23 protein-coding genes are annotated in these 24971 nt (G+C 64.9%); 17 read left to right on the top strand and 6 right to left on the bottom strand.

Features of this window, described 5'->3' with window-relative positions; translation table 11 throughout:
* Positions 1–90 precede the first annotated feature (90 nt).
* The 6 genes from leuC (at position 91) to AB0Y14_RS02815 (ending at position 6863) form a co-directional block, all read left to right on the top strand.
* Positions 91–1518, top strand: a complete 1428-nt coding sequence (gene leuC, locus AB0Y14_RS02840) for a 3-isopropylmalate dehydratase large subunit (protein ID WP_436587748.1) — start codon at positions 91–93, stop codon at positions 1516–1518.
* 12 nt (positions 1519–1530) lie between these two features.
* Positions 1531–2130 carry a 3-isopropylmalate dehydratase small subunit gene (gene leuD / locus AB0Y14_RS02835; RefSeq protein WP_436587747.1) on the top strand — a complete coding sequence of 200 codons (600 nt, stop codon included), beginning with the start codon at positions 1531–1533 and terminating at the stop codon, positions 2128–2130.
* 236 nt (positions 2131–2366) lie between these two features.
* The gene (gene murA / locus AB0Y14_RS02830) at positions 2367–3698 is read left to right on the top strand and encodes a UDP-N-acetylglucosamine 1-carboxyvinyltransferase (RefSeq protein ID WP_129314210.1); all 1332 of its coding nucleotides are present in this window, start codon (positions 2367–2369) and stop codon (positions 3696–3698) included.
* A 134-nt stretch (positions 3699–3832) separates the two neighbouring features.
* Positions 3833–4513: a lysophospholipid acyltransferase family protein gene (locus AB0Y14_RS02825; RefSeq protein ID WP_436587746.1), complete on the top strand. Its 681-nt coding sequence runs from the start codon at positions 3833–3835 to the stop codon at positions 4511–4513.
* Positions 4514–4569: 56 nt separating this feature from the next.
* Entirely contained in the window at positions 4570–5682 is a 1113-nt protein-coding gene (locus tag AB0Y14_RS02820; RefSeq protein ID WP_436587745.1) for an NAD(P)H-dependent glycerol-3-phosphate dehydrogenase, read from the top strand.
* Positions 5683–5735: 53 nt separating this feature from the next.
* Positions 5736–6863, top strand: a complete 1128-nt coding sequence (locus AB0Y14_RS02815; protein ID WP_436587744.1) for a D-alanine--D-alanine ligase family protein — start codon at positions 5736–5738, stop codon at positions 6861–6863.
* Positions 6864–6905: 42 nt separating this feature from the next.
* Here the strand turns inward: AB0Y14_RS02815 and AB0Y14_RS02810 are convergent, their stop codons facing one another.
* Complete coding sequence (locus AB0Y14_RS02810; protein WP_436587743.1) at positions 6906–7334, bottom strand: DUF3515 family protein; 429 nt, start codon at positions 7332–7334, stop codon at positions 6906–6908.
* Here AB0Y14_RS02810 and AB0Y14_RS02805 point away from each other — a divergent pair.
* The 5 genes from AB0Y14_RS02805 (at position 7333) to rsmD (ending at position 13810) form a co-directional block, all read left to right on the top strand.
* On the top strand, positions 7333–8766 hold the full coding sequence (locus AB0Y14_RS02805) for a hypothetical protein (RefSeq protein ID WP_436587742.1): 1434 nt from the start codon (positions 7333–7335) through the stop codon (positions 8764–8766). The genes AB0Y14_RS02810 and AB0Y14_RS02805 overlap by 2 nt on opposite strands.
* 2 nt (positions 8767–8768) lie before the next feature.
* Complete coding sequence (thiL, locus tag AB0Y14_RS02800; RefSeq protein WP_436587741.1) at positions 8769–9905, top strand: thiamine-phosphate kinase; 1137 nt, start codon at positions 8769–8771, stop codon at positions 9903–9905.
* A 10-nt stretch (positions 9906–9915) separates the two neighbouring features.
* Complete coding sequence (locus AB0Y14_RS02795) at positions 9916–10878, top strand: DAK2 domain-containing protein (RefSeq protein ID WP_436587740.1); 963 nt, start codon at positions 9916–9918, stop codon at positions 10876–10878.
* A 3-nt stretch (positions 10879–10881) separates the two neighbouring features.
* On the top strand, positions 10882–13155 hold the full coding sequence (locus AB0Y14_RS02790) for an ATP-dependent DNA helicase RecG (RefSeq protein WP_436587739.1): 2274 nt from the start codon (positions 10882–10884) through the stop codon (positions 13153–13155).
* Between the two features lie 91 nt (positions 13156–13246).
* A complete protein-coding gene (gene rsmD / locus AB0Y14_RS02785) occupies positions 13247–13810 on the top strand; it encodes a 16S rRNA (guanine(966)-N(2))-methyltransferase RsmD (RefSeq protein ID WP_436587738.1) in 564 nt (187 codons plus the stop codon).
* Positions 13811–13819: 9 nt separating this feature from the next.
* Here the strand turns inward: rsmD and AB0Y14_RS02780 are convergent, their stop codons facing one another.
* On the bottom strand, positions 13820–15088 hold the full coding sequence (locus AB0Y14_RS02780) for an aminotransferase class I/II-fold pyridoxal phosphate-dependent enzyme (protein WP_436587737.1): 1269 nt from the start codon (positions 15086–15088) through the stop codon (positions 13820–13822).
* Between the two features lie 107 nt (positions 15089–15195).
* Between AB0Y14_RS02780 and coaD the strand changes: the two genes are divergently transcribed.
* From coaD to mutM, 5 genes are all read left to right on the top strand, one after another.
* Positions 15196–15666, top strand: a complete 471-nt coding sequence (gene coaD, locus AB0Y14_RS02775; protein ID WP_436587736.1) for a pantetheine-phosphate adenylyltransferase — start codon at positions 15196–15198, stop codon at positions 15664–15666.
* Positions 15667–15839: 173 nt separating this feature from the next.
* Entirely contained in the window at positions 15840–16394 is a 555-nt protein-coding gene (locus AB0Y14_RS02770; RefSeq protein ID WP_436588805.1) for a YceD family protein, read from the top strand.
* A 2-nt stretch (positions 16395–16396) separates the two neighbouring features.
* Positions 16397–16600: a 50S ribosomal protein L32 gene (gene rpmF, locus AB0Y14_RS02765; RefSeq protein ID WP_129314220.1), complete on the top strand. Its 204-nt coding sequence runs from the start codon at positions 16397–16399 to the stop codon at positions 16598–16600.
* Positions 16601–16609: 9 nt separating this feature from the next.
* Positions 16610–17344 carry a ribonuclease III gene (gene rnc / locus AB0Y14_RS02760; protein ID WP_436587735.1) on the top strand — a complete coding sequence of 245 codons (735 nt, stop codon included), beginning with the start codon at positions 16610–16612 and terminating at the stop codon, positions 17342–17344.
* The gene (mutM, locus tag AB0Y14_RS02755; RefSeq protein ID WP_436587734.1) at positions 17337–18284 is read left to right on the top strand and encodes a bifunctional DNA-formamidopyrimidine glycosylase/DNA-(apurinic or apyrimidinic site) lyase; all 948 of its coding nucleotides are present in this window, start codon (positions 17337–17339) and stop codon (positions 18282–18284) included. The genes rnc and mutM overlap by 8 nt, the downstream gene beginning before the upstream one ends.
* A 119-nt stretch (positions 18285–18403) precedes the next feature.
* Here mutM and AB0Y14_RS02750 read toward each other — a convergent pair whose 3' ends face one another.
* Positions 18404–18598, bottom strand: a complete 195-nt coding sequence (locus AB0Y14_RS02750; RefSeq protein ID WP_436587733.1) for a hypothetical protein — start codon at positions 18596–18598, stop codon at positions 18404–18406.
* A 54-nt stretch (positions 18599–18652) separates the two neighbouring features.
* Between AB0Y14_RS02750 and AB0Y14_RS02745 the strand changes: the two genes are divergently transcribed.
* The gene (locus AB0Y14_RS02745; RefSeq protein ID WP_436587732.1) at positions 18653–19852 is read left to right on the top strand and encodes an FAD-dependent oxidoreductase; all 1200 of its coding nucleotides are present in this window, start codon (positions 18653–18655) and stop codon (positions 19850–19852) included.
* A gap of 259 nt (positions 19853–20111) precedes the next feature.
* Here the strand turns inward: AB0Y14_RS02745 and AB0Y14_RS02740 are convergent, their stop codons facing one another.
* The 3 genes from AB0Y14_RS02740 to AB0Y14_RS02730 all read right to left on the bottom strand — a co-directional run bounded on the left by AB0Y14_RS02740 (position 20112) and on the right by AB0Y14_RS02730 (position 24952).
* Positions 20112–21011, bottom strand: coding sequence for a dihydrodipicolinate synthase family protein (locus AB0Y14_RS02740; RefSeq protein WP_436587731.1), 900 nt, complete (start codon positions 21009–21011; stop codon positions 20112–20114).
* Positions 21012–21110: 99 nt separating this feature from the next.
* Complete coding sequence (locus AB0Y14_RS02735) at positions 21111–22235, bottom strand: NAD-dependent epimerase/dehydratase family protein (RefSeq protein WP_436587730.1); 1125 nt, start codon at positions 22233–22235, stop codon at positions 21111–21113.
* A complete protein-coding gene (locus tag AB0Y14_RS02730; protein ID WP_436587729.1) occupies positions 22232–24952 on the bottom strand; it encodes an alpha/beta fold hydrolase in 2721 nt (906 codons plus the stop codon). Before AB0Y14_RS02730 ends, AB0Y14_RS02735 begins: the two co-directional genes overlap by 4 nt.
* Positions 24953–24971 lie beyond the last annotated feature (19 nt).

Below are 24971 nucleotides of genomic sequence, written 5' to 3'. Positions count from 1 at the left end.
AAATACTGGAATGCAAGTCCACGTTCTGGAAGACCTGCATGTTCGCGGGCAGAATGAGTTCCGCAAGCACACAGGAATTCGGAGGACAACATGACGGATTCATCGGCCCGCCCCAGGACCCTGGCCGAGAAGGTTTGGGCCGACCATCGAGTCGTCGCGGGGCAGGATGGCAAACCCGATCTCATTTACATCGACCTGCACCTCGTCCACGAGGTCACCTCACCCCAGGCATTCGAGGGGCTTCGCCTGGCCGGACGGCAGCTTCGCCGCCCGGACCTGACGATCGCGACGGAGGATCACAACACCCCGACGCAGGACATCTTTTCCCGCATTGCTGACGAGACCTCACGCCTGCAAATCGAAACCCTGCGCGCGAACGCCGAAGAATTCGGGGTCCGTATCCATTCGTTGGGAGACGAAGAGCAGGGGATCGTTCACGTGGTCGGCCCTCAGCTCGGTCTGACCCAGCCCGGCATGACCGTGGTGTGCGGCGACTCCCACACGTCCACCCACGGCGCTTTCGGTGCCCTGGCCTTCGGTATCGGGACGAGCGAGGTCGAGCACGTCATGGCGACCCAGACTCTCTCGCTGGCGCCGTTCAAGACCATGGCCATCACGGTCAACGGCCACCTTCGACCCGGGGTCACGGCGAAGGACATCATTCTGGCCGTGATCGCCAAGATCGGCACGGGCGGCGGGCAGGGATATGTCCTCGAATACCGCGGAACCGCCATCGAAGAACTGTCGATGGAAGGGCGGATGACAATCTGCAATATGTCCATCGAGGCGGGTGCCCGGGCCGGCATGGTCGCTCCGGACCAGACCACGTTCGACTACGTCCGCGAGCGCCCTCACGCGCCACAGGGTGAGGACTGGGACCGGGCCGTCGAGTACTGGGAATCCCTGCGCACGGATGAGGGAGCAACCTTCGACCGAGAAGTCATTATTGACGGGAATGAGCTTGAGCCGTTCGTGACTTGGGGTACGAATCCCGGCCAGGGCGTGCCCCTGTCGGAAAGCGTCCCCGATCCCGAAGACGCGGGCGACGAGGGGTCCAAGGCATCCGCCGCCAAGGCGTTGCAGTACATGGACCTCAAGGCCGGGACTCCGATGAAGGACATCGCGGTGGACACCGTGTTCCTGGGATCGTGCACCAACTCCCGCATCGAGGATCTGAGGGCCGCGGCCGAGATTCTCAAAGGCCGGTCCAAGGCCGAGAACGTGCGCATGATGGTGGTTCCCGGATCGGCGCGAGTCCGTCTCCAGGCCGAGGAGGAGGGCCTGGACCAGGTCTTCAAGGAATTCGGCGCCGACTGGAGGTTCGCCGGATGCTCGATGTGCCTGGGGATGAACCCGGATCAGCTCGCTCCCGGTGAGCGGTGTGCGTCGACGTCCAACCGGAATTTCGAAGGCCGACAAGGCAAGGGCGGGCGCACGCATCTCGTGTCGCCCCTCGTGGCGGCCGCGACGGCCGTCAGAGGGACACTGAGCTCGCCCTCGGACCTGACCGACGCATAGGAGGAGAACTCGATGGAACCCATCACTACCCATACCGGCGTCGCCGCGCCGCTGCGCGCGTCGAACGTGGACACCGACCAGATCATCCCGGCCGTCTACCTCAAGCGCATCACCAAAACCGGTTTCGACGACGCCCTGTTCGCCGGGTGGCGCAAGGACCCCGAGTTCGTGCTCAATCAGGAGCCCTATCGGAATGCCTCCGTGCTGGTTGCAGGGCCGGACTTCGGCACGGGATCCTCCCGTGAGCACGCCGTCTGGGCACTCAAGGATTATGGCTTCCGCGTGGTGCTCTCGCCCCGATTCGCTGATATCTTCCGAGGGAACTCCGGGAAGCAGGGGCTGGTGGCCGCGCAGGTGGATCAGCAGGATATCGAGTTGATCTGGAAGTCCATCGAGGAGAACCCGGGGATGGAAATCACCGTCGATCTTGAGGGGAGGACCGTGACCTGCGGGTCGCTCGTGGTGCCCTTCCAGATCGATGAGTACACCCGGTGGCGGCTCATGGAAGGACTCGATGACATCTCCCTGACGCTTCATCAGGAGAGCGACATCACGGAGTTCGAACAGACGCGCCCCGAGTTCAAACCTCGTACGCTACCGGCGAAGTCCTGAGCGGAGTACGTCAGCAGCAACGCTCGGCTCACGCTCACACCGTGCGTATGACGGGTCGGGACCACCGATCACGTGATCAACAGGCAGGGTCCGGTATCGTGTTCGCTGCACCGTTGAGGCAGCAGGAATTTGACTGGCCGATGGTGCCGTAAAATAGTTCTAGAATGCGTGTCACTTGCGGACACGTCGGAATCACGGGGACCGATGAGGTCCAAAGACACGAAGATTGGAACTTTATGATCGGCGCACTGCACATCGAAGGCGGCGAACCGCTCCGCGGAGAAGTAACGGTTCGCGGGGCCAAGAATCTTGTCCCCAAAGCCATGGTGGCCGCCTTGCTCGGTGCAACGCCGTCGGTGCTTCGCAGCGTTCCGGAGATCAAGGACGTCAACGTCGTCACGGATCTTCTGTCCCTCCACGGGGTAACGGTCGGCAAGGACCCGGAGAACGGCGATCTGAGCTTGGACCCCACGAATGTTTCCGTGGCCCGCCATGCGGACATCGATGCACATGCGGGGGACTCCCGCATCCCGATTCTGCTGTGCGGTCCGTTGCTTCACGCCATCGGCGAAGCCTTCATCCCCGATCTCGGGGGTTGCAAGATTGGCGATCGGCCGATCGATTACCATCTGGAAGTTCTCAGGAACTTCGGTGCAGAGGTCAACAAGCTTCCCTCGGGTATTCGCATGACGGCCCCGAAGGGACTCAAGGGTGCCAAGATCGACCTGCCGTACCCCTCGGTCGGGGCCACGGAGCAGGTACTCCTGACGGCGACTCGCGCCGAGGGCAATACCGAATTGCGCGGCGCGGCCACCGAGCCCGAGATCATGGATCTCATAGCGATCCTGCAGAAGATGGGCGCAATCATCACGGTGCAGACCGACCGCGTGATCCATATCGAGGGTGTGCCCCACCTGAGCGGATACAACCACCGCGCACTTCCGGATCGCATCGAGGCGGCTTCCTGGGGGTCCGCAGCGCTGGCGACCGGGGGCGACATCTTCGTTCGGGGCGCCCACCAATCGGACATGATGGCCTATCTCAATACCTTTCGGAAGATCGGTGGCGGACTGGACATCACCGACGAAGGGATTCGCTTCTACCACCCGGGCGGCAAGCTGAACTCGCTCATCGTCGAGACCAACGTGCATCCCGGGTTCATGACCGACTGGCAGCAGCCGCTCGTCGTGGCCCTGACTCAGGCGGACGGCGTCTCCATCGTCCACGAAACCGTGTACGAGAACCGGTTCGGTTTCACAGGTGCTCTGAACCGGATGGGAGCGTCCATCCAGTTGCACCGTGAATGCCTCGGATCCGTGCCCTGCCGTTTCGGGCAGCGCAACTTTCTGCATTCCGCGGTGATCTCCGGACCGACGCCGTTGCATGGTTCGGACATCAACATTCCAGACCTCCGCGGCGGCTTCAGCCACTTGATCGCCGCCCTGGCGGCCGAGGGCCAGTCGCACGTGACCGGCGTCGAACTGATCAACCGTGGGTACGAGCGGTTCGTGGAGAAGCTCGAGGGTCTCGGGGCCCAATTCGACCTCGAAACGATGGCGGCCAAATAGGGATGTCGACCGACGACCGCAAGTCACGGGGCACGTCGCGAAAAACCCGGCCGATCAGGACGACGACGCCCAGTAAGAGCGGCGACCGCCTCTTTCGCTGTGTCGCCTTCGGGGTGCGCCACGTCTTGGACCTCATGATGTCCAAGACGTGGACTGGCACCGAGAAGCTTCGGAGGGACGAGGGCTACATCGTCATCGCGAACCACGTGACGGAGATCGACCCCACGTCCGTGGCGTACCCCGTGTACATGTCGGGAACGATTCCGCGGTTCCTGGCGAAGGAATCGCTGTTCCGCGTCCCCGTGCTCGGCACAGTGCTCAGCCGCACGGCGCAAATCCCCGTGTTTCGCGGGTCGATGGAAGCCAGGAAGTCCTTGGAGAGCGCACGCGCCGTGATCGATGCCGGCGGTGCGGTTCTCATCTACCCCGAGGGGACACTGACCAAGGACCCCGACCTGTGGCCCATGACGGGTCGGACCGGAGCGGCCCGGCTGGCCATGGCCACCGGCGCGCCAGTAATTCCGGTGGCCCACTGGGGCGACCAGGAATTCCTGGCGCCGAAGGCGACGCGTCCCCGGCCATTCCCCCGGAAGCACGTCCACGTGCTGGTCGGTGACCCGCTGGACCTGTCGGATCTGCGCGGTGAGGACCGCACGGACCACGTGAGCCAGCAGGCTCTGTCCGAAGCGACGGATCGTATGATGGACGCACTGACATCGCTCGTCGAGCAATTGAGGGGCGAAAAGGCCCCGGACGGTCGGTGGGATCCTCGCTTGAAGCAGCGGGTGCCCAGAACGCGAACGAACGAGGAATAACGCGGATCCGGCCCACGGCGGCCGTACCGCAACGGCAATCGACCGGAAGGAACATCGTGAGCGAGACCGTTCGAGCCCCAACAGTTCCCCCGACCGTTCCGACGCCGCGCAAGGTTGCGGTCCTCGGGGCGGGCAGCTGGGGGACCGCGTTCGCGAAGATTGCAGCTGACGCCGCCCGAGTGAGTGAGGACAGGGACCCTGCCTGGCAGGTCGTGCTCTGGGGGCGTGACGAATCGGCCATGAACCTCATGGCTGAAACCGGAACCAACGACCGGTATTTTCCCAATGTGCGTTTGCCCGGCAACCTCGGGTTCACCGCGAACCAGCGCGAGGCATTGACCGGCGCAGACGTGGTCGTGCTGGCACTGCCCGCGCAGGTGTTGCGTGACCAATTGGTGTCCGCCGCCGACGCCGTCCCCCAGGACGCCGTGCTCGTGTCCCTCGCCAAGGGGCTCGAACGTGGGACAGGGTTGCGCATGTCCGAAGTCATCGCCGAGGCATTGCCCGGGAGCCAAGGCCGGATCACCGTGCTTTCAGGGCCCAACCTGGCGCGAGAGATCATCCAGGAGCAACCTACGGCCTCGGTGGTGGCCTCGGTCTCAGAACCCTCTGCGGGCATGGTGAGTCGTGTCTGTGCGACACCGTACTTCCGCCCCTACACGTCGGCAGACGTGGTCGGCGTCGAGATCGGGGGCCTGGTCAAGAACGTCATCGCTCTGTGCGTCGGAATCTGCGAGGGGCGCGACTACGGAGACAATTCCAAGGCCTCCATCATGACCCGAGGTCTCGCGGAGACGACGCGGCTGGCGAGCGCTCTCGGAGGAAGGCCCGAGACCCTTGCCGGTCTGGCAGGGATGGGCGACCTCGTGGCGACCTGTTCTTCTCCCTTGTCACGCAACCACACGGCAGGTCGGCTCCTTGCGCTGGGACTCAGCGTGGACGAAGTCTCCGCACGCATGACGCAGACCGCCGAGGGCATCAAATCTGCCCCCGTGGTCAGAGACCTGGCGCGGCGCCACGGCGTCGAAATGCCGATCGTGGAAGCCGTGACCTCCGTGCTGGCCGCCGAGATCACCGTGGACCAGCTTCAGCCGATGCTACTGGGGCGTCGGCTCAAGGCCGAGACCCCGCACGGCGGACCCGAAGGAACCAACGCTCCGGGCCAGTAGTATGGCTCGAAACTCCTGAGACCATCAGACCCCAAGACCTCGAGAGAGAGCCCATGACCACCAACGCAGACAACGGTCGCACCACCGTCGGGATCCTGTTCGGGGGAGTATCCTCCGAGCACTCGATCTCCCTCATCACAGCCAAGGGCGTCCTCGGGGTCCTCGACCATGAGAAGTATGAGCCCGTGCTGATCGGGATCACCCCGTGGGGAACATGGCATCTCAGCAACGAGGAAGAGCTCGGCCGCCTCATGGACGGCGTCGCTCTTCCGCGGTTCACCGGGGAAGGACCCCAGGTTTCTCTCCCCATGGGCGATCCGAGCGAGGGGCTCAGCCTGAAGTACGACGATGCGCGATTCGAAACCGGTCCGCATCTCGACGTCGTCTTCCCCCTGCTGCATGGGCCGTTCGGGGAGGACGGAACGGTCCAGGGCCTGCTCGAGCTCGCTGGCCTGCGCTACGTCGGTGCGGGGGTGACAGCATCCGCGGTGGGGATGGACAAGCACTTCATGAAGGTCGCCTTCGAATTCGCTGGGCTCGAGGTCGGCCCGTACACCGTGGTCACGGCCCGAGACTGGGCCAACGATCGGGACGGCGTGATCGAACGCATCAAGAAGCTGCAGCTTCCGGTGTTCGTGAAGCCGGCTCGGGCCGGCTCCTCGATGGGAATCACGAGAATCGAGGCCTGGACGGACCTGGACGAAGCCATCCAGAGCGCCCAGAAGCTCGACCCGAAACTCGTGGTGGAGGAAGGCATCAGCGGACGCGAAATCGAGTGCGCCGTGCTGGACGGATTCGGCCACGAGATGCCGCAGGCCTCCCATCCCGGCGAAATCGAGATGGTCGGGGACGAACATGTCTTCTACGACTTCGAGGCCAAATATGTGGAGACGGCCTCTTCCGAGCTGCGCTGCCCGGCCGATCTCCCGCAGGACGTCCAGGACTCGATCCGTGAAAAGGCCGTCCAGGCGTTCCTGGCCCTTGACGGGGAAGGACTGTCCCGGTGCGACTTCTTCTACACGGACGACGGCCGTGTGGTGATCAACGAAGTCAATACGATGCCGGGCTTCACGCCCATTTCCATGTACGGCATGATGTGGACGGAATCCGGCATCGGGTACGGCGAGTTGGTGGATCGACTGATCCGGCTCGCGTTGGACAGGGAACCCGGCCTCCGCTGATCTGAGGGGATGGGGTCGGTGCTCGTGCGAGCCGGCCGGCCCTCAGCTGTCCTTCGAGAGGTCCAGGTCGTCAGACACCGAGGTGCACTGCTTCGTCTGGTCGATCCTGCCGACGGCCGACTGGAGATCCACGAGGAGAGTCGAGGAATTGACCTTGGCGGCGTCGAAGGTGACCTGGACGGCTGGCGACCTGCCGAATGAGGTGGCCGTCCACGTCCCCTTGCCGTTGAGAGTCTCGCCCTGATCCTGTCCCGTACCGGCAGTCTGGGAGCCCTTGTCCTGCGAGGAGTCGTCGGTTCCGTCCTCCTGCTTGAGCGTCCAATCGACGTCGTTGACCCGTACGCAAGGGTCGGTGACCGGCTCCTTGACCCGCGCCCCGCACTTGAGAATGATCGAGGCCGGATCTCCCCAGGCCGCGGTGGCCTGGGCCGTGGTTTCCCGCTTGTCCTGACCGGCAAGAGTATCCGGCATGGCTACCATGGCACGGGCACAATCCGGGTCGGTGGCGTCCGGCGCGGCGTCCACGGTCACGGCCGAGGAGCAACCGCTGATCAGGAGGACTGACGCTGCCGCGCCGCAGAGTAACGTTCTGCGGGCCGACCAGCCTTTCTGTACCTTTGGGGCGGGGCGTTCTACACTGGTCGATCGAAAGGGACCAAGACGATGGGGCATCACGTCCTCGAGGATACCTCAGCGTTCCTGGTCTTTTCCCGGTGAACCAGCCGGGGGAGACACACCACGAGCGGATCTGGACAGCCAGACGGAACCATCCGGAAAGGCCACTATCATTCGCAACAGCGACAGGTCGGACGAGAAGAGCCGAACGGGGCAGCGTGCCGTGTACTACGGCGCGACCTGCGCCGCCGTGATCGGTGTGGCAGGTCTCACCGCAGCCAGCGCGGCGCAGGCGCTGGAAGGGCCGGAAGACGGAGGCGCCACGCCGGCAGCCCCCACGGCCACTCCTCACCCCTCGGGCGGCAACAACGACACGGCGCCGGACGACGGATCGAATCATGGATCCGAACCTGGTCCCTCTCCTTCGTCCACGGAACCGACCACGGAGCCCACCGTGGATCCGACGCAAGATCCCGCGCCGCCCCCGACGCCGGATCCGACCGCGGAGCCCACGGAGGATCCCGCGCCGCCCCCGACGCCGGATCCGACCGCGGAGCCGACGCAGGATACTTCACCCACGCCGGATCCCGAACCCTCGCGCGAGCCGGCACCGGAACCGACCTCTGACTCCGACGCGGCACCGTCTGACCAGACCACTGGGGCGTCCACCGTCGAGCCTTCACCGGCTCCCACGTCCCAGCCGACGCCCGAACAGACTCAGGAGGCCCTCCCGCCTCAGGCGCCGACCGGCAATGCCGGTAGTGGCCCCGCCGCAGGAGATCCGGGGAGCCAGGGCTCCGGGACCCAAGGGAACCAGGGCGCTCCGGAACAATCTCCCGATTCTCAGTCCGGGAGCGGACAGAACGGGTCCGCGCAGGGTCCCCAGGGCGGCACGCGTCCCGAGAACGGAACCGAGTCGTCCTCGGCGGACCAGACCGGACGCGGGGGCAACAACTCCGCAGGACAGGACGAGGCCTCATCCCAGTCCAACGACTCCGTGGGCGATGTCTCGGGCCTGTCGAGCTGGGTCAGCCACTACCTCAACAGCAAGGACTCCGATAAGGACTCGGCCGAGCCAGTGGATTCGGACACGAACGCCGGCGTCAACGACGTCGGCCAGCAGGCAGACGGCTCCGGCAAACAGCAACAGGCGGGAAGCCAACGGAATCTTTCCGGTCTGCGTGGTCCCCTCCCCATCGCCATCTTCACGATCCTCGCCCTCGGTGGCGTCGGAACAGTCGTGGCCAGGGCGTCCAAGGCCCTTTCACACTCGAAATCCGGGAAGTAGGCGTGGCTGGACCTCGGACGGTCGCTCAGGTGAGCGAGGAAGAGCTCCTCCGTCCCGTTCTCGAGATCTTCGCCGCGCACAATGAGCAGGCGGAAGCCGGTCAACCGGGAAGACTCCTGCTCGGCCCGGGGGACGACTGTGCCGTCTATGACCAAACCCCCGGCCGGACCGTGGTCACGGTCGATACCCAGACACAGGGGCAGGACTACCTCATGACCTACCCCTGTGGGTATGTCGTCCGCGGGTGGGAACTCGGGTGGAAGTCCGCGGCCCAGAATCTGGCCGACGTCGCCGCGATGGGCGCCCTGCCCACGGGGCTCGTGATCAGCCTGACCCTGCCCCCCGGGACCCCGGTCGAATGGGTGACCGACATGGCGCGGGGCTATTGCGCGGCCATCAGGGCTCTGGGGGCTCCGCACTGCACGGTGGGCGGCGGCGACGTCGGGGCCGGAACGGAACTCTCCGCGACCGTTGCCGCATTCGGCCTGGTCCCGGAAGGGGATCCGTTCGATACGTCCCTTGTCTCGCCGGGCGTACGCCCCTCTGGTCCGGTGCTCCGGTCCGGAGCCCGACCTGGTGACATCCTGGTCCTCGCGGGAACGGTCGGACGTGCCGCCGCCGGCCTGGAGATTCTCATGGACCGCCAAGGGTCTTCTCCGATGCCCGTCCCGGAGCACGTGGAGGTCGGGCTCGCGTGGGCGGCCCCCGAGGACGACCCTGCGGCGCTTGCGGCCTCGCAATTGCGCCCACTGCCACCTCTCGATCTCGGACCGGCCCTTGCCGAGGCCGGGGCGACCGCGATGATCGACGTGTCCGACGGGTTGCTCAAGGACGCAGAGCGGGTCGCACGGGCATCCGGGGTTGCCATCGACGTCGATTCCTCCCGGCTGACCTCGCTCGTCGAACCCTTGCGGAAGGCCGCGACGTTCGTCGCCGGGGACCCGCAGGAGTGGGCACTGCATGGGGGAGAAGACCACGGGATCCTCGCTGCACTGCCATCCACAGCTGACCTTCCGGCAGGTGCGATTGCGATAGGCTCGTGTGGAGAATTGACCGATCGGGCGCCGCAGATCAGCGTGGACGGAAGGCCCCGAGACCAAAGGGGATGGGATCATTTTGCAGCAAAGGACCGGGTCTAGCGCCGTTTTCATGCGTCGTTGGCTGTCGGACGCGGCCGATGCTCTCGACAGGCATCAGGAAGAACTCAATACCCTGAATGTCTTCCCCGTGGCGGACGCTGACACCGGCACGAACCTGGCGATCACCGTGCGAGCCGGCGCCCAGGCAGGTGAAATGGTCAACACCACGCTGGTGGGCGAATTGTTCGAAATCTGCGGTCGTCATTGCCTCGAAGAAGCCAAAGGAAATTCCGGAACCCTGTTCGCCGTGATCCTTTCCGGCTTTGCGGACCCCCTGAGGGAGGAACCGAGACTGACCGCCTTCGGCCTGGCCAGAGCCTTGGAACACGCTCGGACACGAGTCTCCGGCGCGCTGCACGATCCGGTCGAGGGAACGATCCTGTCCTTCATCGACGACGTCACCCGGGCCGCCGGGGCGTGGGAGGACCCGGAAGACTCGAACAAAAACCTGTGCACCATGCTCGAGCATCTGGTGGGCGTGGGAAACAAGTCTGTGCGGCGGACCAACGCCCAATTGGAGATCTTGCGCGACACCGGATGGGTCGACGCGGGTGCATTGGGGATGCTGATCATTTTCGACGTCCTGGCCCACACGGTTCGAGGCGAGGAGTATCCGGGTGCTGAAGCCCGGCCGTACGCCGAATTGCTGACACCTCAGGACGCGGAGCCGCCGCGAGCGAAGGAGAGGTCGGCCGCGAGTGGGGTGGGCGGAACCTCGGAAGTCGACGACGACGGCGTCGAATTCATGTGCTCCATCGATCTGGATGCCCTTTCGGCGGCCCAGGTCAGACATGAACTGTCCGAGATCGGGGATTCCGTGATCATGTCCGCGGTGTCCCAGGACGAGGGCGAGAAGATTCGCTGGAAGGTGCACGTGCATGTCCGCGAGGCGGCGGAAGCCATGGCCGTTCTGAGCCCTCACGGGAAGCCCCTGGAAATCACCACGGAGCCCCTGACCGCGGGGGACAAGTAGGTCATGGCCGGCGCGCCCCAGCGTCGTGAGGACCAGCCGCTTCGCACAGTTCTCCATCCCAAAACGGCAGACGCCGTGAAACGCCATCTCGGCCTGGAAACGGTCGGCGAAGTGCTTGAGTACTTTCCGAGGCGGTATTTGCCGAGGGGCGAGCTGACCCGATTCTCCGATCTCGTTCTGGGACAAGAGGTCTCGATCATCTCCCGGATCCTCTCCGTGAGCACCCGCCGCCTGCACACGCGGCGTGGTGCGATCGCCGAAGTCACCGTGACCGACCAGCTCGCTCCGGCGGAGAACGATGCCTCGAAGGGACAAGGCAACTTCGCGCCACGGCTCGACGGCTTGGCCGGGGTCGGTCTCCCCGTGCCGGACGCCGAACCGATCGGGGACACCATGACGCTGTCCTTCTTCAACGCTTGGACGGCGTCCAAGGACTTGGCCGTGGGGGACCACGTCATGTTCTCGGGGAAAGTCAATGAATACAGGGGCCAATTGACCCTGACGAACCCCCATTACGCGGTTCTCGAGGACCCCGCACCAGGGGATGCCTCGGGGGACGCCGACGTGGCAACAGCGCCCTTGCCCGTCTACCCGGCGACGGCAAAATTCACGACCGACCGCATCGCCTCGGTCGTGGGACGTGTTCTGGACACGATCGATCTTGCACTGCTGGAGGACCCGGTACCGGACGACCTCCGGACCGAACACCACTTGATGTCCTTGCCCGACGCGCTCGAGGCCGTGCACCGGCCCCGGGACGAGGACGAGCCCCATCAGGCCATGAGGTACTTCAGATACCGCGAGGCGCTGGTCCTGCAGACCCTTCTGGCCAGGAGATCCGCGGTGCTCGACGCCCAAAAGACGCGAGCCTTTCCACCCCGGGACGCAGGCCTGCGCGAGAGGTTCGACCAGACCCTGCCCTTCCGGCTCACGGACGGGCAGCGTCGGGTCGGGGACGAGATCGCGGACGATATTGCTCTGGAGAAGCCGATGAACCGTCTGCTCCAGGGAGACGTGGGGTCTGGAAAGACGCTGGTCGCCTTGCGGGCGATGCTCCAGGTCGCCGACGTCGGCGGTCAGTCGGCCATGCTGGCCCCGACCGAAGTGCTGGCGTCTCAACACTATCGATCGGTTCTCAAGACCCTGGGCCCGATCGCAGAGGAGGTCGGCGTCGTCGTGCTGACCTCCTCGATGACCGCGGGGGCCAAGCGCCAGGCGCTGCTCGACATCGCCAGCGGCGGCGCGGGGATCGTGATCGGAACGCACGCGCTGCTCGGGGACGACGTCGCCTTCGCCGAGCTCGGTCTGGTGGTCGTGGACGAACAGCACCGATTCGGCGTCCGGCAACGTCATTCGTTGACGGCGAAGGACGGCGGCCCCGTGCACCGACTCGTGATGACGGCTACTCCCATCCCTCGCTCCGTGGCCATGACGGTGTTTGGGGACCTGGCGGTCTCGGTCCTCAACGAGATGCCGGCAGGGAGGCAGGACGTATCGACGCATGTCGTCTCGCTGGCGGAGCACCCGACGTGGGAGACCCGTCTGTGGGAGAGGGCCAGAGAGGAGATCGACGCCGGGCACCAGGTCTTCGTGGTCGTCCCGACTATCGGAGAAGACGCTCCTGAACCCGGACTCACCGAGGGCGACGGCGGGCAGGAGACTCAGCTCCAGTCCGTGGAAGGCATGGTTCGCAAACTGTCTGGCCTGCCAGTTCTTTCGGGGATACGGCTGGGATCGGTCCACGGACGCATGGATGGCGCGGACAAGGCCGACGTGATGAACCGCATGGCGGCCGGCAGTGTGGACCTGTTGGTGGCCACTACGGTCATCGAAGTCGGCGTGGACGTGCCCAACGCGAGCCTCATGATCATCATGGACGCCGATCGACTCGGTATATCGACGCTGCACCAGTTGCGCGGTCGCATCGGACGCGGGGAGCTCGAGGGAGTGTGTCTGCTGGTCACCGGGCAGGACCATGACGGCCCGTCCATGCCGCGGTTGAAGGCCGTGGCGTCGACCCGAGACGGTTTCGAACTCTCGACCCTGGACCTCGAGCAACGGCGGGAGGGCGATATCCTCGGAGACAACCAGTCCGGCCGGCGTTCGACCCTCAAAAACCTCTCCGTACTGCGCCACGTGAAGACGATCGAACAGGCCCGCGATGATGCGTGGCGTCTTGTGGACCGCGAACCGGATCTGTCCGGGCACCCATCGTTGCTCCGTGCGGTGCAAGACGCCGGTGAACAGTCGACGACCGAATACTTGTACCGAGGGTGAATGGTCGGTATCCGGTGGGGCCGGATCGAGAACACGGAACCGTGGGCGGCGGAGCCACAACGGCGGAACACAGCGAAGAAGGAGACCCGTGATGAGCCGAATCATTGCCGGTCGGGCCGGCGGAAGCCGCCTGGCCTCGGTCAAGGGCAAGAACACCCGGCCCACCACGGACAGGGTCAAGGAAGCGCTCTTCTCTCGGCTCGAGGGCTACGGCGTCCTGAGCCGAGCGGACGTGCTGGACCTGTTTGCCGGGACGGGGGCACTCGGGCTCGAGGCCGCGAGCCGAGGCGCGAGGGCCGTGACGCTCGTGGATCGTGACCGGTCGGCGCTCGACGCGTGCTCCAGGAACAAACGGGCCGTCGAAGCCTCAGGCGCGGACGCCCGGATCGACGTCGTGAATTCCTCGGCGGAAAGCTACGTGAAGCGGGGTCAGGGGCCTTGGGACCTCGTTTTCGTGGACCCGCCGTACTCGATGACCGACGCGGAGGTAGCTCCTCTCCTGGCATCCGTGGCGCCAGGGCTACGTGACGGTGCCGTCCTCGTCGTGGAACGTTCCGCGCGCGACCCCGAGCCCACGTGGCCCGCCGGGCTCAGACGGTTTGGACACCGGAGCTACGGGGAAACCGCGTTGTGGTTCGCGGAACCCGAGGACTGAACACCTGCCTCAGAGACCGGAGTCGGAGAGCCGCTGGGTCGCTCGTTGCAGGACCTCGGGCCGTTTGCAGAAGGCAAAACGCACCCACTCGGTGTAGAGGTGGCGGTTTTCCGGGGTCGCAAAGGCCTGCAGAGGAACGACGGCGACGCCGGCGTTCGTGGTCAGTCTCTCCGAGATCTCGGTCCCTTCTCGACCCCAAGAGTCCGGAATGTTCTCCGTCGAGGCAACCGAGAAAAAGGTTCCCGATGGGCTGACCGCTTCGAACGATGTGGCGGCCAAGCCTTCGAGGAGAATCTTTCTCTGGTTCTCGTACTGGGTCCTCAACCGGTCGTAGAAGTCGGTCTGACGCGCCCACCGCATCGTTTCGGCCACCGCGGCCTGCAGCGGAGCCGCCGCGGAATGCGACAAATAGCCCTTGGTCACTCGCAGCCCCCGGGTCAGTTCAGGGGGAGCAATCGCCCAACCGACCCGCCATCCGGTGATAGAGAACGTCTTGGAGGCCGAAGACACCCTGATCGTTCTGTCCCGTCCCGCATCCAAACAGGCCGGGTCGGTACTGGGCACATCGAAAGCGAGGTGTTCGTATACCGAATCCGTCAGGATGATTGCGTCGTACTCCCGGGCGAGTTCGGCGATCTGGGACATCTCCGATGGATCGAGCACCGTGCCGGTCGGGTTGTGGGGGTCGTTGACCACAATCATTCGGGTCCGGTCAGAGAAGGCCTCCCTCAACCGGACGGGATCGGGACGGAACTCCGGGGGCGCCAGGGGCACCGTCACGATGCGGGCGCCGGTCAGCCCGGCAATTGCAGGATAGAGATCGTAGAACGGTTCGAACAGAATGACCTCGTCGCCGGGGGAGAGGAACGCCAACATCGACGCGCTCAGCGCCTCGGTCGCGCCGGCCGTGACGGTGATTTCCGTCTCCGGGTCGGGACGTCGTCGCCCGTTCATGGCCTCGTGCTCGGCCAGCTCTCCGCGAAGATCTGGCGAACCAGCGATCGTCGCGTACTGGTTCTTTCCACCCGATACCGCATCGGCCAGCGCGCGTGAGAGCACCTCCGGCCCGTCGGTGTCCGGAAAACCTTGCCCCAGGTTGATCGCATCATGGGCGGCGGAAAGAGCGCTCATCTCTTCGAAGATCGTCGAGGACACCCTCCCCGACTCATTCAACAGCCCGGCTGTCTCCGCCAGGCGCTTCCACGGCGGACCGGCCGGGTTCCTGGTCGCCTGAAGGGTTGCCGATGAGGTCAGGGTATGAGTTGAATGATCGCGCATGATCCCATCGTAGGGTGGATCACACGTTTCCGCCGATCATCACGTCATGACCCGCGTCTGGAGGACCGGGGCCTGTCATACGGGGCCTCGACTGTTATTTTGGGGATATGAGTCTTGCCGTTTGCCCGGGTTCCTTCGATCCTATTCACAACGGACACGTCGAAATCATCACGCGCGCCACCAAAATCTTTTCCGGCGGAGTGATCGTTGCCGTGTCCAATAATCCCGCCAAAAAATACCGATTCCAGTTGGAAGAGAGACTGGACATGGTGACCGAGGTTTTCGGTTGGCTCGACGGCGTGGTGGTCCAGCCCATGTCGGACGGCCTCCTCGCAGATTTCGTCCGGTCCCAGGGAGCCACCGCGATCATCAAGGGACTTCGGGACTCCAAGGACTTCGAGTACGAAGCACCGATGGCCACCATGAACCGCAATATCAGCGGCGCCGAGACCGTATTCCTGGCCGCAGACCCGAAGAACGGCCACTTGTCTTCTTCCCTCATCAAGGAAGTTGCTTCGTTCGGCGGCGACATTCGAGGTTTCGTTCCCCGTTCGGTGGCCCGGCGGTTGGTTCCCTAACTGGATCGCTTGGTCTGCGACACGGTGAGAATCGCGGGAAGCATGATGTTGCGCACAGCAACGCATCGTACCGCTGGCGGGACTTGTGAGCTCACGCGGACGTGGGTAGTCTGGACAGTCGGTCATGACGTCAGAATCAGGAGTTCATCATCAAGAATGACAATTCATCGTCCCTGAGGATCGAGGTCAGGGACCTGGCCCATCGTCCCGGGACCATGAATGCTCTCGAGGAGACGGTGGCCGCGCCCCAAGACTTCGGGAATGCTCTGATCGGAGCGCCCGAGGGTTCCGACATCGGGCTCGATCTCCGCCTCGAATCGGTTCATGATGGTATCTTGGTCAGTGGTGTTGCCTCCGTGGACGTACATGGGGAGTGCAGCCGTTGTCTGGATCCCATCGATTTTCCGGTTTCGGCTGACATTCAAGAGCTCTATGTTTTTGAACCTGCACCAAAAGGCCCGTCGGAAGACGAAGCAGACGAGCAGTACCGCGTCGAGGACGATTCCATCGATCTCGAGCCGGTTCTGCGGGATGCGGTCATTACGCAACTGCCGTTCCAGCCCGTGTGCCGTGAGGACTGTCAGGGGTTGTGCTCCGAGTGCGGAGTGCGACTCGACGAGAATCCCGGTCATCACCACGAGAATCTGGATCCTCGCTGGTCGGCCCTTTCTGGGCTGTTCGGTGCGGAGGCCGCAAACGAGACAACCGAGACGAGAGAAGAGAGATAGCCGTGGCTGTTCCCAAGCGGAAAATGTCCCGCGCCAATACGCGAGCACGTCGCTCCCAGTGGAAGGCATCCGCGCCTCAGCTGGTCAAGACCGTTGAAAACGGCAAGGTGACTTACAGCCTTCCGCACCAGGCGAAGGTCGTCACCGACTCCGCCGGAACCCCGCTGTACCTCGAGTACAAGGGCCGCAAGGTGGCTGACGTCTAAGACGTCCTCATGACTACCGTGGACAACGGAGAGCTCCTGAAGCGTCTCGGCGTCGATATCGATGCCGAGACGCTTCAGCTTGCTCTGACCCACAGATCCTTCGCCTACGAGAACGGTCCGCTCCCTCACAATGAGCGACTCGAGTTCCTGGGTGATTCCGTGCTCGGCCTGGCCGTGACCACGGAGCTCTACACGCGCTTCCCCGACCTGTCGGAAGGCGAACTCGCCAAACGGCGTGCAGCCGTGGTGTCCGAGCGATCCCTCGCTGCCATTGCCCGATCCCTCGGTCTCGGACCGCACATACGCCTCGGTCGCGGCGAATCGATGACTCACGGAGACGACAAGGACTCGATCCTCGCGGACACGATGGAGGCGCTCTTCGGTGCCACCTATATCTCCTGCGGGGGAGACCGCGCCCGTGACTTGGTCCTCCGTCTCACCAGTGCCCTGCTCGATGACGACTTTGTCCTCGGAGCCGGTCGCGACTGGAAGACCGAGATCCAGGAGCTGGCCGCTGAGCTCGACCTCGGAGAGATCCAGTACGTGGTCACCGGCACCGGTCCAGACCATGCGCGTGTCTTCGAAGCCGATCTCCGTATCGGGGACAAGAGCTACGGCGTCGGGACGGGATCGGCGAAGAAACACGCCGAACGATCAGCCGCCGAAGCCGCGTACCGGTATCTGACCTCCCAGGAAGACGCCCCGACGACGCTGCTGATCGAGGATTCCTCGGACGGTGCCTGAACTTCCCGAAGTGGAGGTCGTGCGATCCGGGCTCGCACGGCACATTCTCGGCGCGCGCATTGATGCCGTGGAAGTTCTCGAAACACGGTCTCTGCGGCGGGACCCCGGTGCGGCCGCGGAATTTGCCGCTTTCCTGCGCGGACAGAAGATCGTCGACGTCTGCCGACGAGGAAAATACATGTGGTTGCGGCTGTCTGCCGGACCAAAGGACGGAGCTCCGCACTCTGGCCCGTGCGACCCGACTGCCGTGGTCGTCCACCTGGGCATGAGTGGCCAGGTGCTCCTCACCGAACCGGGCGCACCTGATCACAGGCATGTGCGCTTGAGATTTTCCCTCACCGGGCCAGATGGCGGTCCCCTCGAGATGCGCTTCGTCGATCAGAGAATTTTCGGCGGCATGTACCGGGACCCCGTCGTCGCCGTGGTCGATCACGAAGAGCGGCCGGTACCGGCGGCGTCGAGCAGCGTGCTGGACCTGGCAGAAATCCCCGGGACGGTCTCGCACATCGGTCGTGACCCCTTGGACCCCCACTTTGACGAGGCCGCTTTTCGCCGGCGCCTGCGGGCGACCAGCAGCGGCATCAAGAGAGTCCTGCTCGACCAGAGCACGATCTCGGGTATCGGAAACATCTATGCGGACGAGGCGCTGTGGCGGTCCCGGTTGCACTACGCAAAGCCGGCCCGATCTGTCACGAAGTCCCAGGCCGAAGAGTTGCTCGCCGCGTGCACCGAAGTCATGACGGCGGCCCTTGCCGAAGGCGGGACCAGCTTCGACGCGCTGTACGTGAACGTCAATGGCGAGTCCGGGTACTTCGAACGTGGGCTCAACGTGTACGGGCGTTCGGGGGAGCCTTGTAAGCGGTGCGGGGCCTTGGTGGTCAGGGAGCGTTTCATGAACCGTTCGAGCTACTTCTGCCCTGTGTGCCAGCGGGGGCGTTAGGCGAGCGGTCCTACCGCGAGGCGAGTGCGAACCGCGGGTGTTGGCTTGTCAGGTGGTTCGGTGGAGGTGCCGGGCTCAGATGCGTGTCTTTGAGGCGACGATCTTCTAGATCGTTGGCGTCAGGTGACCTGGATGCGCTGGTCGCCGATCACGTACTCGATGGCGAGTCTGCCGCCGACGGCCTCGAGGTATCTGCGGACCGTGCCGATCTTGGTGCTGTCGAGTGTCGCTGCCCCGGCAGATTCCTCCCTGGAACCGGGTGTCGTCCGGCATTGCCCCTGCCAACGGTTCCGGGCGGTATCATCGCAACTCATACGTCGAACTGAGCAAAGCAATCCTTCCCCGGGCTGCGTTGAGGAGCATGCACCATGATGACGCACCACCCCATTGCCATCCTCGGCGCCGGACTCGGAGGGCTGGCTGCCGCACGCGTTCTCCACGTCCACGGGATCGAGGCCACCGTGTTCGAGTTGGAAGCCGACCGTCACGCTCGAGTCCAGGGCGGCATGCTGGATATCCATGATCACAATGGGCAGCTGGGTATTCGTGAGGCCAAGCTCTGGGATTCCTTCCTTGAGATCGTGCATCCCGGGGGCGAGGCCATGCGCATCCTCGATCACCGTGCGAATGTCATGTACGAGGACAGTGATGACGGTACGTTTTCCCGACCGGAGGTCGACCGGGGAGCACTCCGCGACGTGCTCATCGACGCGTTGCCCCAGAGGTCCGTCGTTTGGGGACACAAGGCCACCAACATCCGTCACCACGCCGAAGGCCCTGGCCGATTTTCGATCGACTTCAGCAACGGCCAGACCGTCACCACGGACCTCCTGGTTGGGGCGGACGGCGCCTGGTCAAAGGTGAGGCCGCTCCTGACGGACGCCCGGCCGTCCTACACCGGAATATCTTTCATCGAATCCGACCTCTTCGACGCGTCAGAGAAGCATCCGTCCGAAACGTCAACCATGGGTGAGGGCATGCTCATGGCTTTCCGGGGGAGCACCGGTGTCCTCGGACATGCAGAGCCCGATGGATCCCTGCACGCCTACGTCGGGTTGCGCGTTCCCGAAGACTGGATCGAGGTCTTCGAAGGGATCGACGACGTGGCGGCCCGAAATCTGGTCCTCGACCGCCTCGATGGCTGGGACGACTCTCTCCGAGGCCTGATTCGCAACGCTGATGTCCCATTGACGCCTCGACGTATCCATGCACTTCCAGTGGGTATCAGCTGGGATCGCGTGCCGGGAGTGACTCTCCTGGGCGATGCCGCTCATCTCATGAGCCCGTTTGCCGGAGAGGGCGCGAACCTTGCCATGTACGACGGTGCGCGGCTCGCCCTGGCCATCGCTTCACACCCGGACGACGTCGAAGTGGCGATGGCCGAATACGAATCCGAGTTGTTTCCGCGAGCGACCGAGTCCGCAAGAGACTCCGCAGAGAGCCTGGAAATGATGTTTCGCGCCGATTCGCCTGCCGGTCTGGTGGAGATGTTCGAAAGCATGCAGCTCGACGACGCAGGTGCCGGGACGAGCACCCATTCCCTTTCAGGCGGTCAGGACGCCGAATAGCGTGATCAGAAGAATCCGGCCCGAGGTCCTGTGGAATATCGAGATCCTCCGGTCTCAGGAGGACAAGGACCGCTACGAGAACAGCACCCTGGCGGACGTGCTCCGGGACGAGATCCTCGAGACTCTGGACGGGCCTGCGCTGATGCGTGTGGATGTGCACCCGTACGCCGCGATCCCGGAGCTTCCCGGCGACTCGGCCCGACCCAGCCGTGGACCGGCGTGCTCTCTTCATGCACCGGCGATCGTGCGGTGGGCGAATTCAGTCGAGATCCAATTGGCTCAGCACGTCGGAAATCTTTGCGCGCTGTTTGGCCGCAAGGGGCTGCAGAGGATCGGGCAAACAGTTGTCGGGTGCCAGGCCCAGATGTTCGGCTATTGCGGCCACCACGCGAAGGCTCCCTCCGAAATCGGCGAACAGATCCCACAGTGGGGCCAGTCGCTCCGACTCGGCGACGGCGTCGGCCGGCCTGCCCTGCTGCACGGCGCGGGTGATGGCGAGTGCGGGTTCGGGCAGCGTCCCGGCGAGGACGGAGTACCAGGCGTCGCACCCCGCCGCGAGGCCGGCCGCACCATACGCATCCCCCGAGACGCCAATGGTCACGTGCCCGGGTACAGCCGCTCGGATGGCCGCGACGTGAGCACGTGCGGCGTCCGGGTCGGTGGGGACGCCCGGGATCTTGATCGAGCAGACACCCGGCAGTTCGGCGATGCGGGCGTAGAGCTCATGGGTGAACGAGAAGTGCGTGGTCCCGGGATTGTCATAGACAATCACAGGAAGATCGGTGTTACGGGAGACCGCACGATAGAGCTCGACGACGTCGTCGTGCGTCAGAGGCTGATAGGTCATGGGCGCCAAGAGCAACCCTGAGGCGCCGGCGGCCTGCGCGGCCTCGGCGTTGGCCACAACGTGCGACGTCCGCAGTGCGCCGATGCCGACGACCACGGGTGTCTGCCCGGCGTGCTCGACCGCGATTCGTGCAACGTGGGCACGCTCTTCCGTGGTGAGGTAAGCGTACGAACCCGTCGAACCCAAGGCGGTGATCGAATCGACGCCCGCGGAGGACAAACGTTCCACGAGCCCGGTGAACGAACGATCGTCCACCGCATCATCCCGGAGCGGGGTCAGCGGAAATGCGCTCAATCTGGCGAATCTTGTCATGACCACTTCTTGTTCCTCTTCATGCCCCTCGCGATCCGGCGGGCCACATCGACTGATTCCCCATCGCCCCCGAAGGAGCGTGCGGACGCCGGCACCGATTCAGACGAGCGGGCGCAAGGACGCGGTGTTCTCGCTGCTGCGCGGGCGATAGTACCGACGCAGGCTTTCCATGCCCTCGTCTATCGAAACCTCGGGCTTCCAATCGAGCAATTCGTGCGTCTCGCGCTGATCGAACCAGTGGGAAGTCGACAACTGCTCGGCGAGGAACCGAGTCATGGGAGGTTCGTCTGCACCCGGTCGTCGAGCCCAGATCTTCTCCACCGCACTGCCTGCCAGTTTGGCCAGAGCCGCGGGAACCGTGCGTTGGGGCGGCTGGACTCCGGCGGCCTCGCACATCATCGTCATGAGTTCCCCGACGGTCCGCGGCTCACCGTTGCTGATGACCAGTGGTTTCCCGTGCACGGTCTCGAGGCGTTCGAAGTCGCGGAGTACGGCCTCGGCCGCGTTGTCGACGTACGTCGAATCGATCAGTGCCGCCCCGGCATCGAGCAGAGGTATCCCTCCGCGCGAGGCGCGTTCGATGACGCGCTCAACGAGTTGGGTATCGCCGGGGCCCCAGACCAGATGCGGACGGACCACGCCCACCAGGAGGTCCTCCGAATCGTAGTCGAGGGCCAGTCGCTCCGCGTAGGCCTTGGACCGGGCATAATTGCCTCGCGCATTGTCGGGATCGGCGGGTTGGTTGCCCTGTCCCATGAATGCGGAGCCCGCGTGGGACACGGACGGTGAGGAGACCTGGACGAAACGACTGATGCCCTCCGCCCGGGCACCCTCGAGCAGAATGCGGGTTCCCGTCACATTGGTCTCGACGTATTCTTCCCAGGGGCCCGTGACGGACACCTTCGCCGCCAGGTGCACGACGGCTTCCGCACCTTCGAGGGCGCGGGACACGTGATCGGGATGGGTGATGGATCCTCGATGCTGTTCGAATCGTTCGAGCCCCTTGGGCTGCAGGGATTCCCTCACCGCGACGGCATCCCTGCGCTGGAAGCACCGCACGGTGTACCCGGCCCGGATGAGTTTGAGGGCCACGCGCGACCCGAGGAGGCCACTCGCGCCCGTCACGACGACGGTTCGGTCCTGGGAGCCTTCCAAGGAGCTGTCCGGCAGGATCGCCCGCCGCCCGCTCGGATCGGGAGCCGTCCATGCTGCGGTCTTGCTCATGGTTTCCTGACCTTTCCGCCGGAGAGAACCGAATCCGCCCACGCTGCGAGGCGCGGCCTGTCGATCTTCGAATTGTGCCTGATGTCGGTCGGATGCTCGCGAACCTGCAGAATGGCCGCGACCCGGATCCCCGTGGCCGACTCGACGACCGACCGCACGGCCCGGGCGAGGGCCTGAGGTGCAGGGCCGTCCTTGACCGCACGGGAGCCGTTCCGAGCCGGTGCCGACTCGCGCTCGACCACCACCACCGGAACCTGGGCACCCCATGGCCCGATTCCGACGACGGCCGCCCGGCGAACCCCGGAAATCTTCTCGGCGGCCGTTTCTCCAGCCACCGGAGTGAGCAACCCGTTCTCGGTCGAGATGAGGTGGGAAAGTCGTCCCTCGACCCACAGGCGGCCCGTCGCGTCGAAATGCCCGACGTCGCCCGTCCTATGCCAGCCGGGAATCGAGGCCGAGGCTCGTTCGGTCCACCAGAGCCGGTCGTAATGATCCTTCGCGTGCGGCGCGGCGGCAATGATCTCACCGGTGATTCCCGGCGTGTGCGTCGGTTCGCCCGTGGCCCGGCCGGCGTCGTCGAGCGGCACCACCTGGACTCGCGCTCCGTAGACCGGAGTGCCGACGCATACCCCTGCTCCCGCGCCCTCGATGCCGTCCTGGGGGTCAGCATCGAGTTCCGCCTCGCGGATCTGATCCAGGTTCACGTCGGTCAGGGGGAGGCATTCGGTCATGCCATAGGGGGTGTGCAGTTTGGCGTGAGGGCAGATCTCCTCCATGCCCTCGAGGAGGGGGACCGTGATCGGTGCCCCGGCGGAGAGCAGGCGTTCCACGCCCTGCATCGCCGCCTGCTCTTCCTCGTTCATGTCCTCGCGTGTCTCCACGACGTTCATGAGCGCCGCCGGGCTGGCGAAAACTACGGTCGCGGAAATGGCCCGGACGGCCTGGGCCAGGGCCTTCGCTGTCAAGGTCTTGGGCTGGGTCACGTCCATGTCGGGGGTGACTGATGTCGCCCCCAGAGCGGGCCCGAGCAGCGCGAAAGGTGCGAAACCAGCCACGAGGCCGGCTCCTTCGCCGAGACCGTACGTGTTCTGAATCGCGTCACGCATCGACGAGAGCTGACGGTGCGTGTACGCGACTCCCTTGGCCGGGCCGGTCGATCCGGAGGTGTACAGGATCGCGGCGACGTTGTCGGGCTGGGGCGCATTCCACGGCGTCGTCGGCCGGGCCGTGGAGACCTCGTGTGACTCGATGCCGGTTTCCGCGCCCAGGAGGCGAAGGGTCGAGGAATGCGCGGTTCCCGCCAGAACTCGTCGTCCGGGCCATCCCGCGGTCTTCGCGGCGAGCAGGGCCTGGGGGATACCGACCAGGAATTCCGGCGACGCGCCACGGAGGGCCCTGGTGAGTCCCTTGATACCGAGTCCCGTGTCGGCGACGACGATGACGGCCCCGATCTTGAGGCACGCATAGATCAGGGTGGTGAGCCGTGAGCCCGGAGGAACCATGAGATTCACCCGTGTGCCTGCCTGGACACCCAGATCTCTGAGGACCTCCGAGGTACGGTCGACCTGCTCGGCCAGTTCGCGCCAGGAGAGCTGACGGCGGATCGTGGCCTGCCGGGTCCGGGACCGACGCTCCGAGTTACCGGGCCTGTCCCTGAGCCCGCGGCCGGCGGGGCCCATATCGACGACCGCCAAGGAGTCGTCTTCGCGGCGTTCCTCCAGTTCGGAGACCATCGGCCTGTAGTCCAGGGCCAGGGGAGAGGCCTTCCGGTCCTTCTCGCGGACGACCCGGTGACGCTCCACGACGTCGGGCGCTCCCAGATAGGCCTCGTCCAACCAGGTGAACAAGACCGTGGCGATGTCCTCTTCCTCGGCGACCAGGTGACCTGCCTTGTCGAACCGGTGAAGAGTGGCCTCCGGGTTGCGGGCGAGGATGTCGTCCATGTAGCGCTGTCTGAACACCGGATCGGCCGGCCCCCAGAGGACGAGGCAGGGGAGGTCATCGTCGGCGACGGCCTGCGCAATTCGCTGCATCGCGGCGTAGGAGCGGTGCTCCTCGTCCACGGGAATGTCCGCGACGAAGTTCTGAATCCCCTCTCTCGCGGCGGAGACCGTATAGGGGGACCGGAAGGTTTTCCTGACCTCGGGATCCCAAGTTCCCTTGTGCAGGGAAAGCGTCACGTCGAGGAACGCCGTCGTGGACCGTGTGCCCTTGCCGTGCACGGCCGGGTGAAGAGCCAGACGCAAGGCTCCGGGGATCTCTTCGCCCTGCGCGTGGTGGAGAGCGGTGTTGGTGAAGATGCGACCGCGGTGCAGGTCGGGGTGTTTCATTCCCCAACCCTGGGAGATCAGGCCACCCCAGTCGTGGCTCAGCGTCACGACGCCCTCTGGACCCGCGGCCTCGTCGAGGCCCAGGGCCCGCGTGAAGTCCCCGAGGTCCCGGATGCGGTCCTCGAGGCTGCGCTCGAGGCCGGAACGCTCGGAATACCCCATGTCGAGCTGGTCCACTGCGACCACTCTCCAGGGCTGGATTCCCGAGCTCGCACCGGCGGCGACGACGTCCCTCCACAGGTAGGACCAGGTCGGATTGCCGTGCACGCAAAGAATCGTGCCCACGGGGTCGAGCCCCTGGCGTTCGAGCTCAGGCCCGTTGTCCAGGAAGTGCCACGTACGCGTGGCCCCGGAGTCCACGGGTGCGGTCGATTCGACGTCGATCACCCTGCTGGCGTTCCTGGCC

The sequence above is a fragment of the Rothia sp. HC945 genome (assembly GCF_051370785.1).
In the GTDB taxonomy this organism is placed as follows: Bacteria; Actinomycetota; Actinomycetes; order Actinomycetales; family Micrococcaceae; genus Rothia.
The sequence above is the reverse complement of the archived record's forward strand: the minus strand, read 5'-3'. Positions and strand labels throughout refer to the sequence as shown.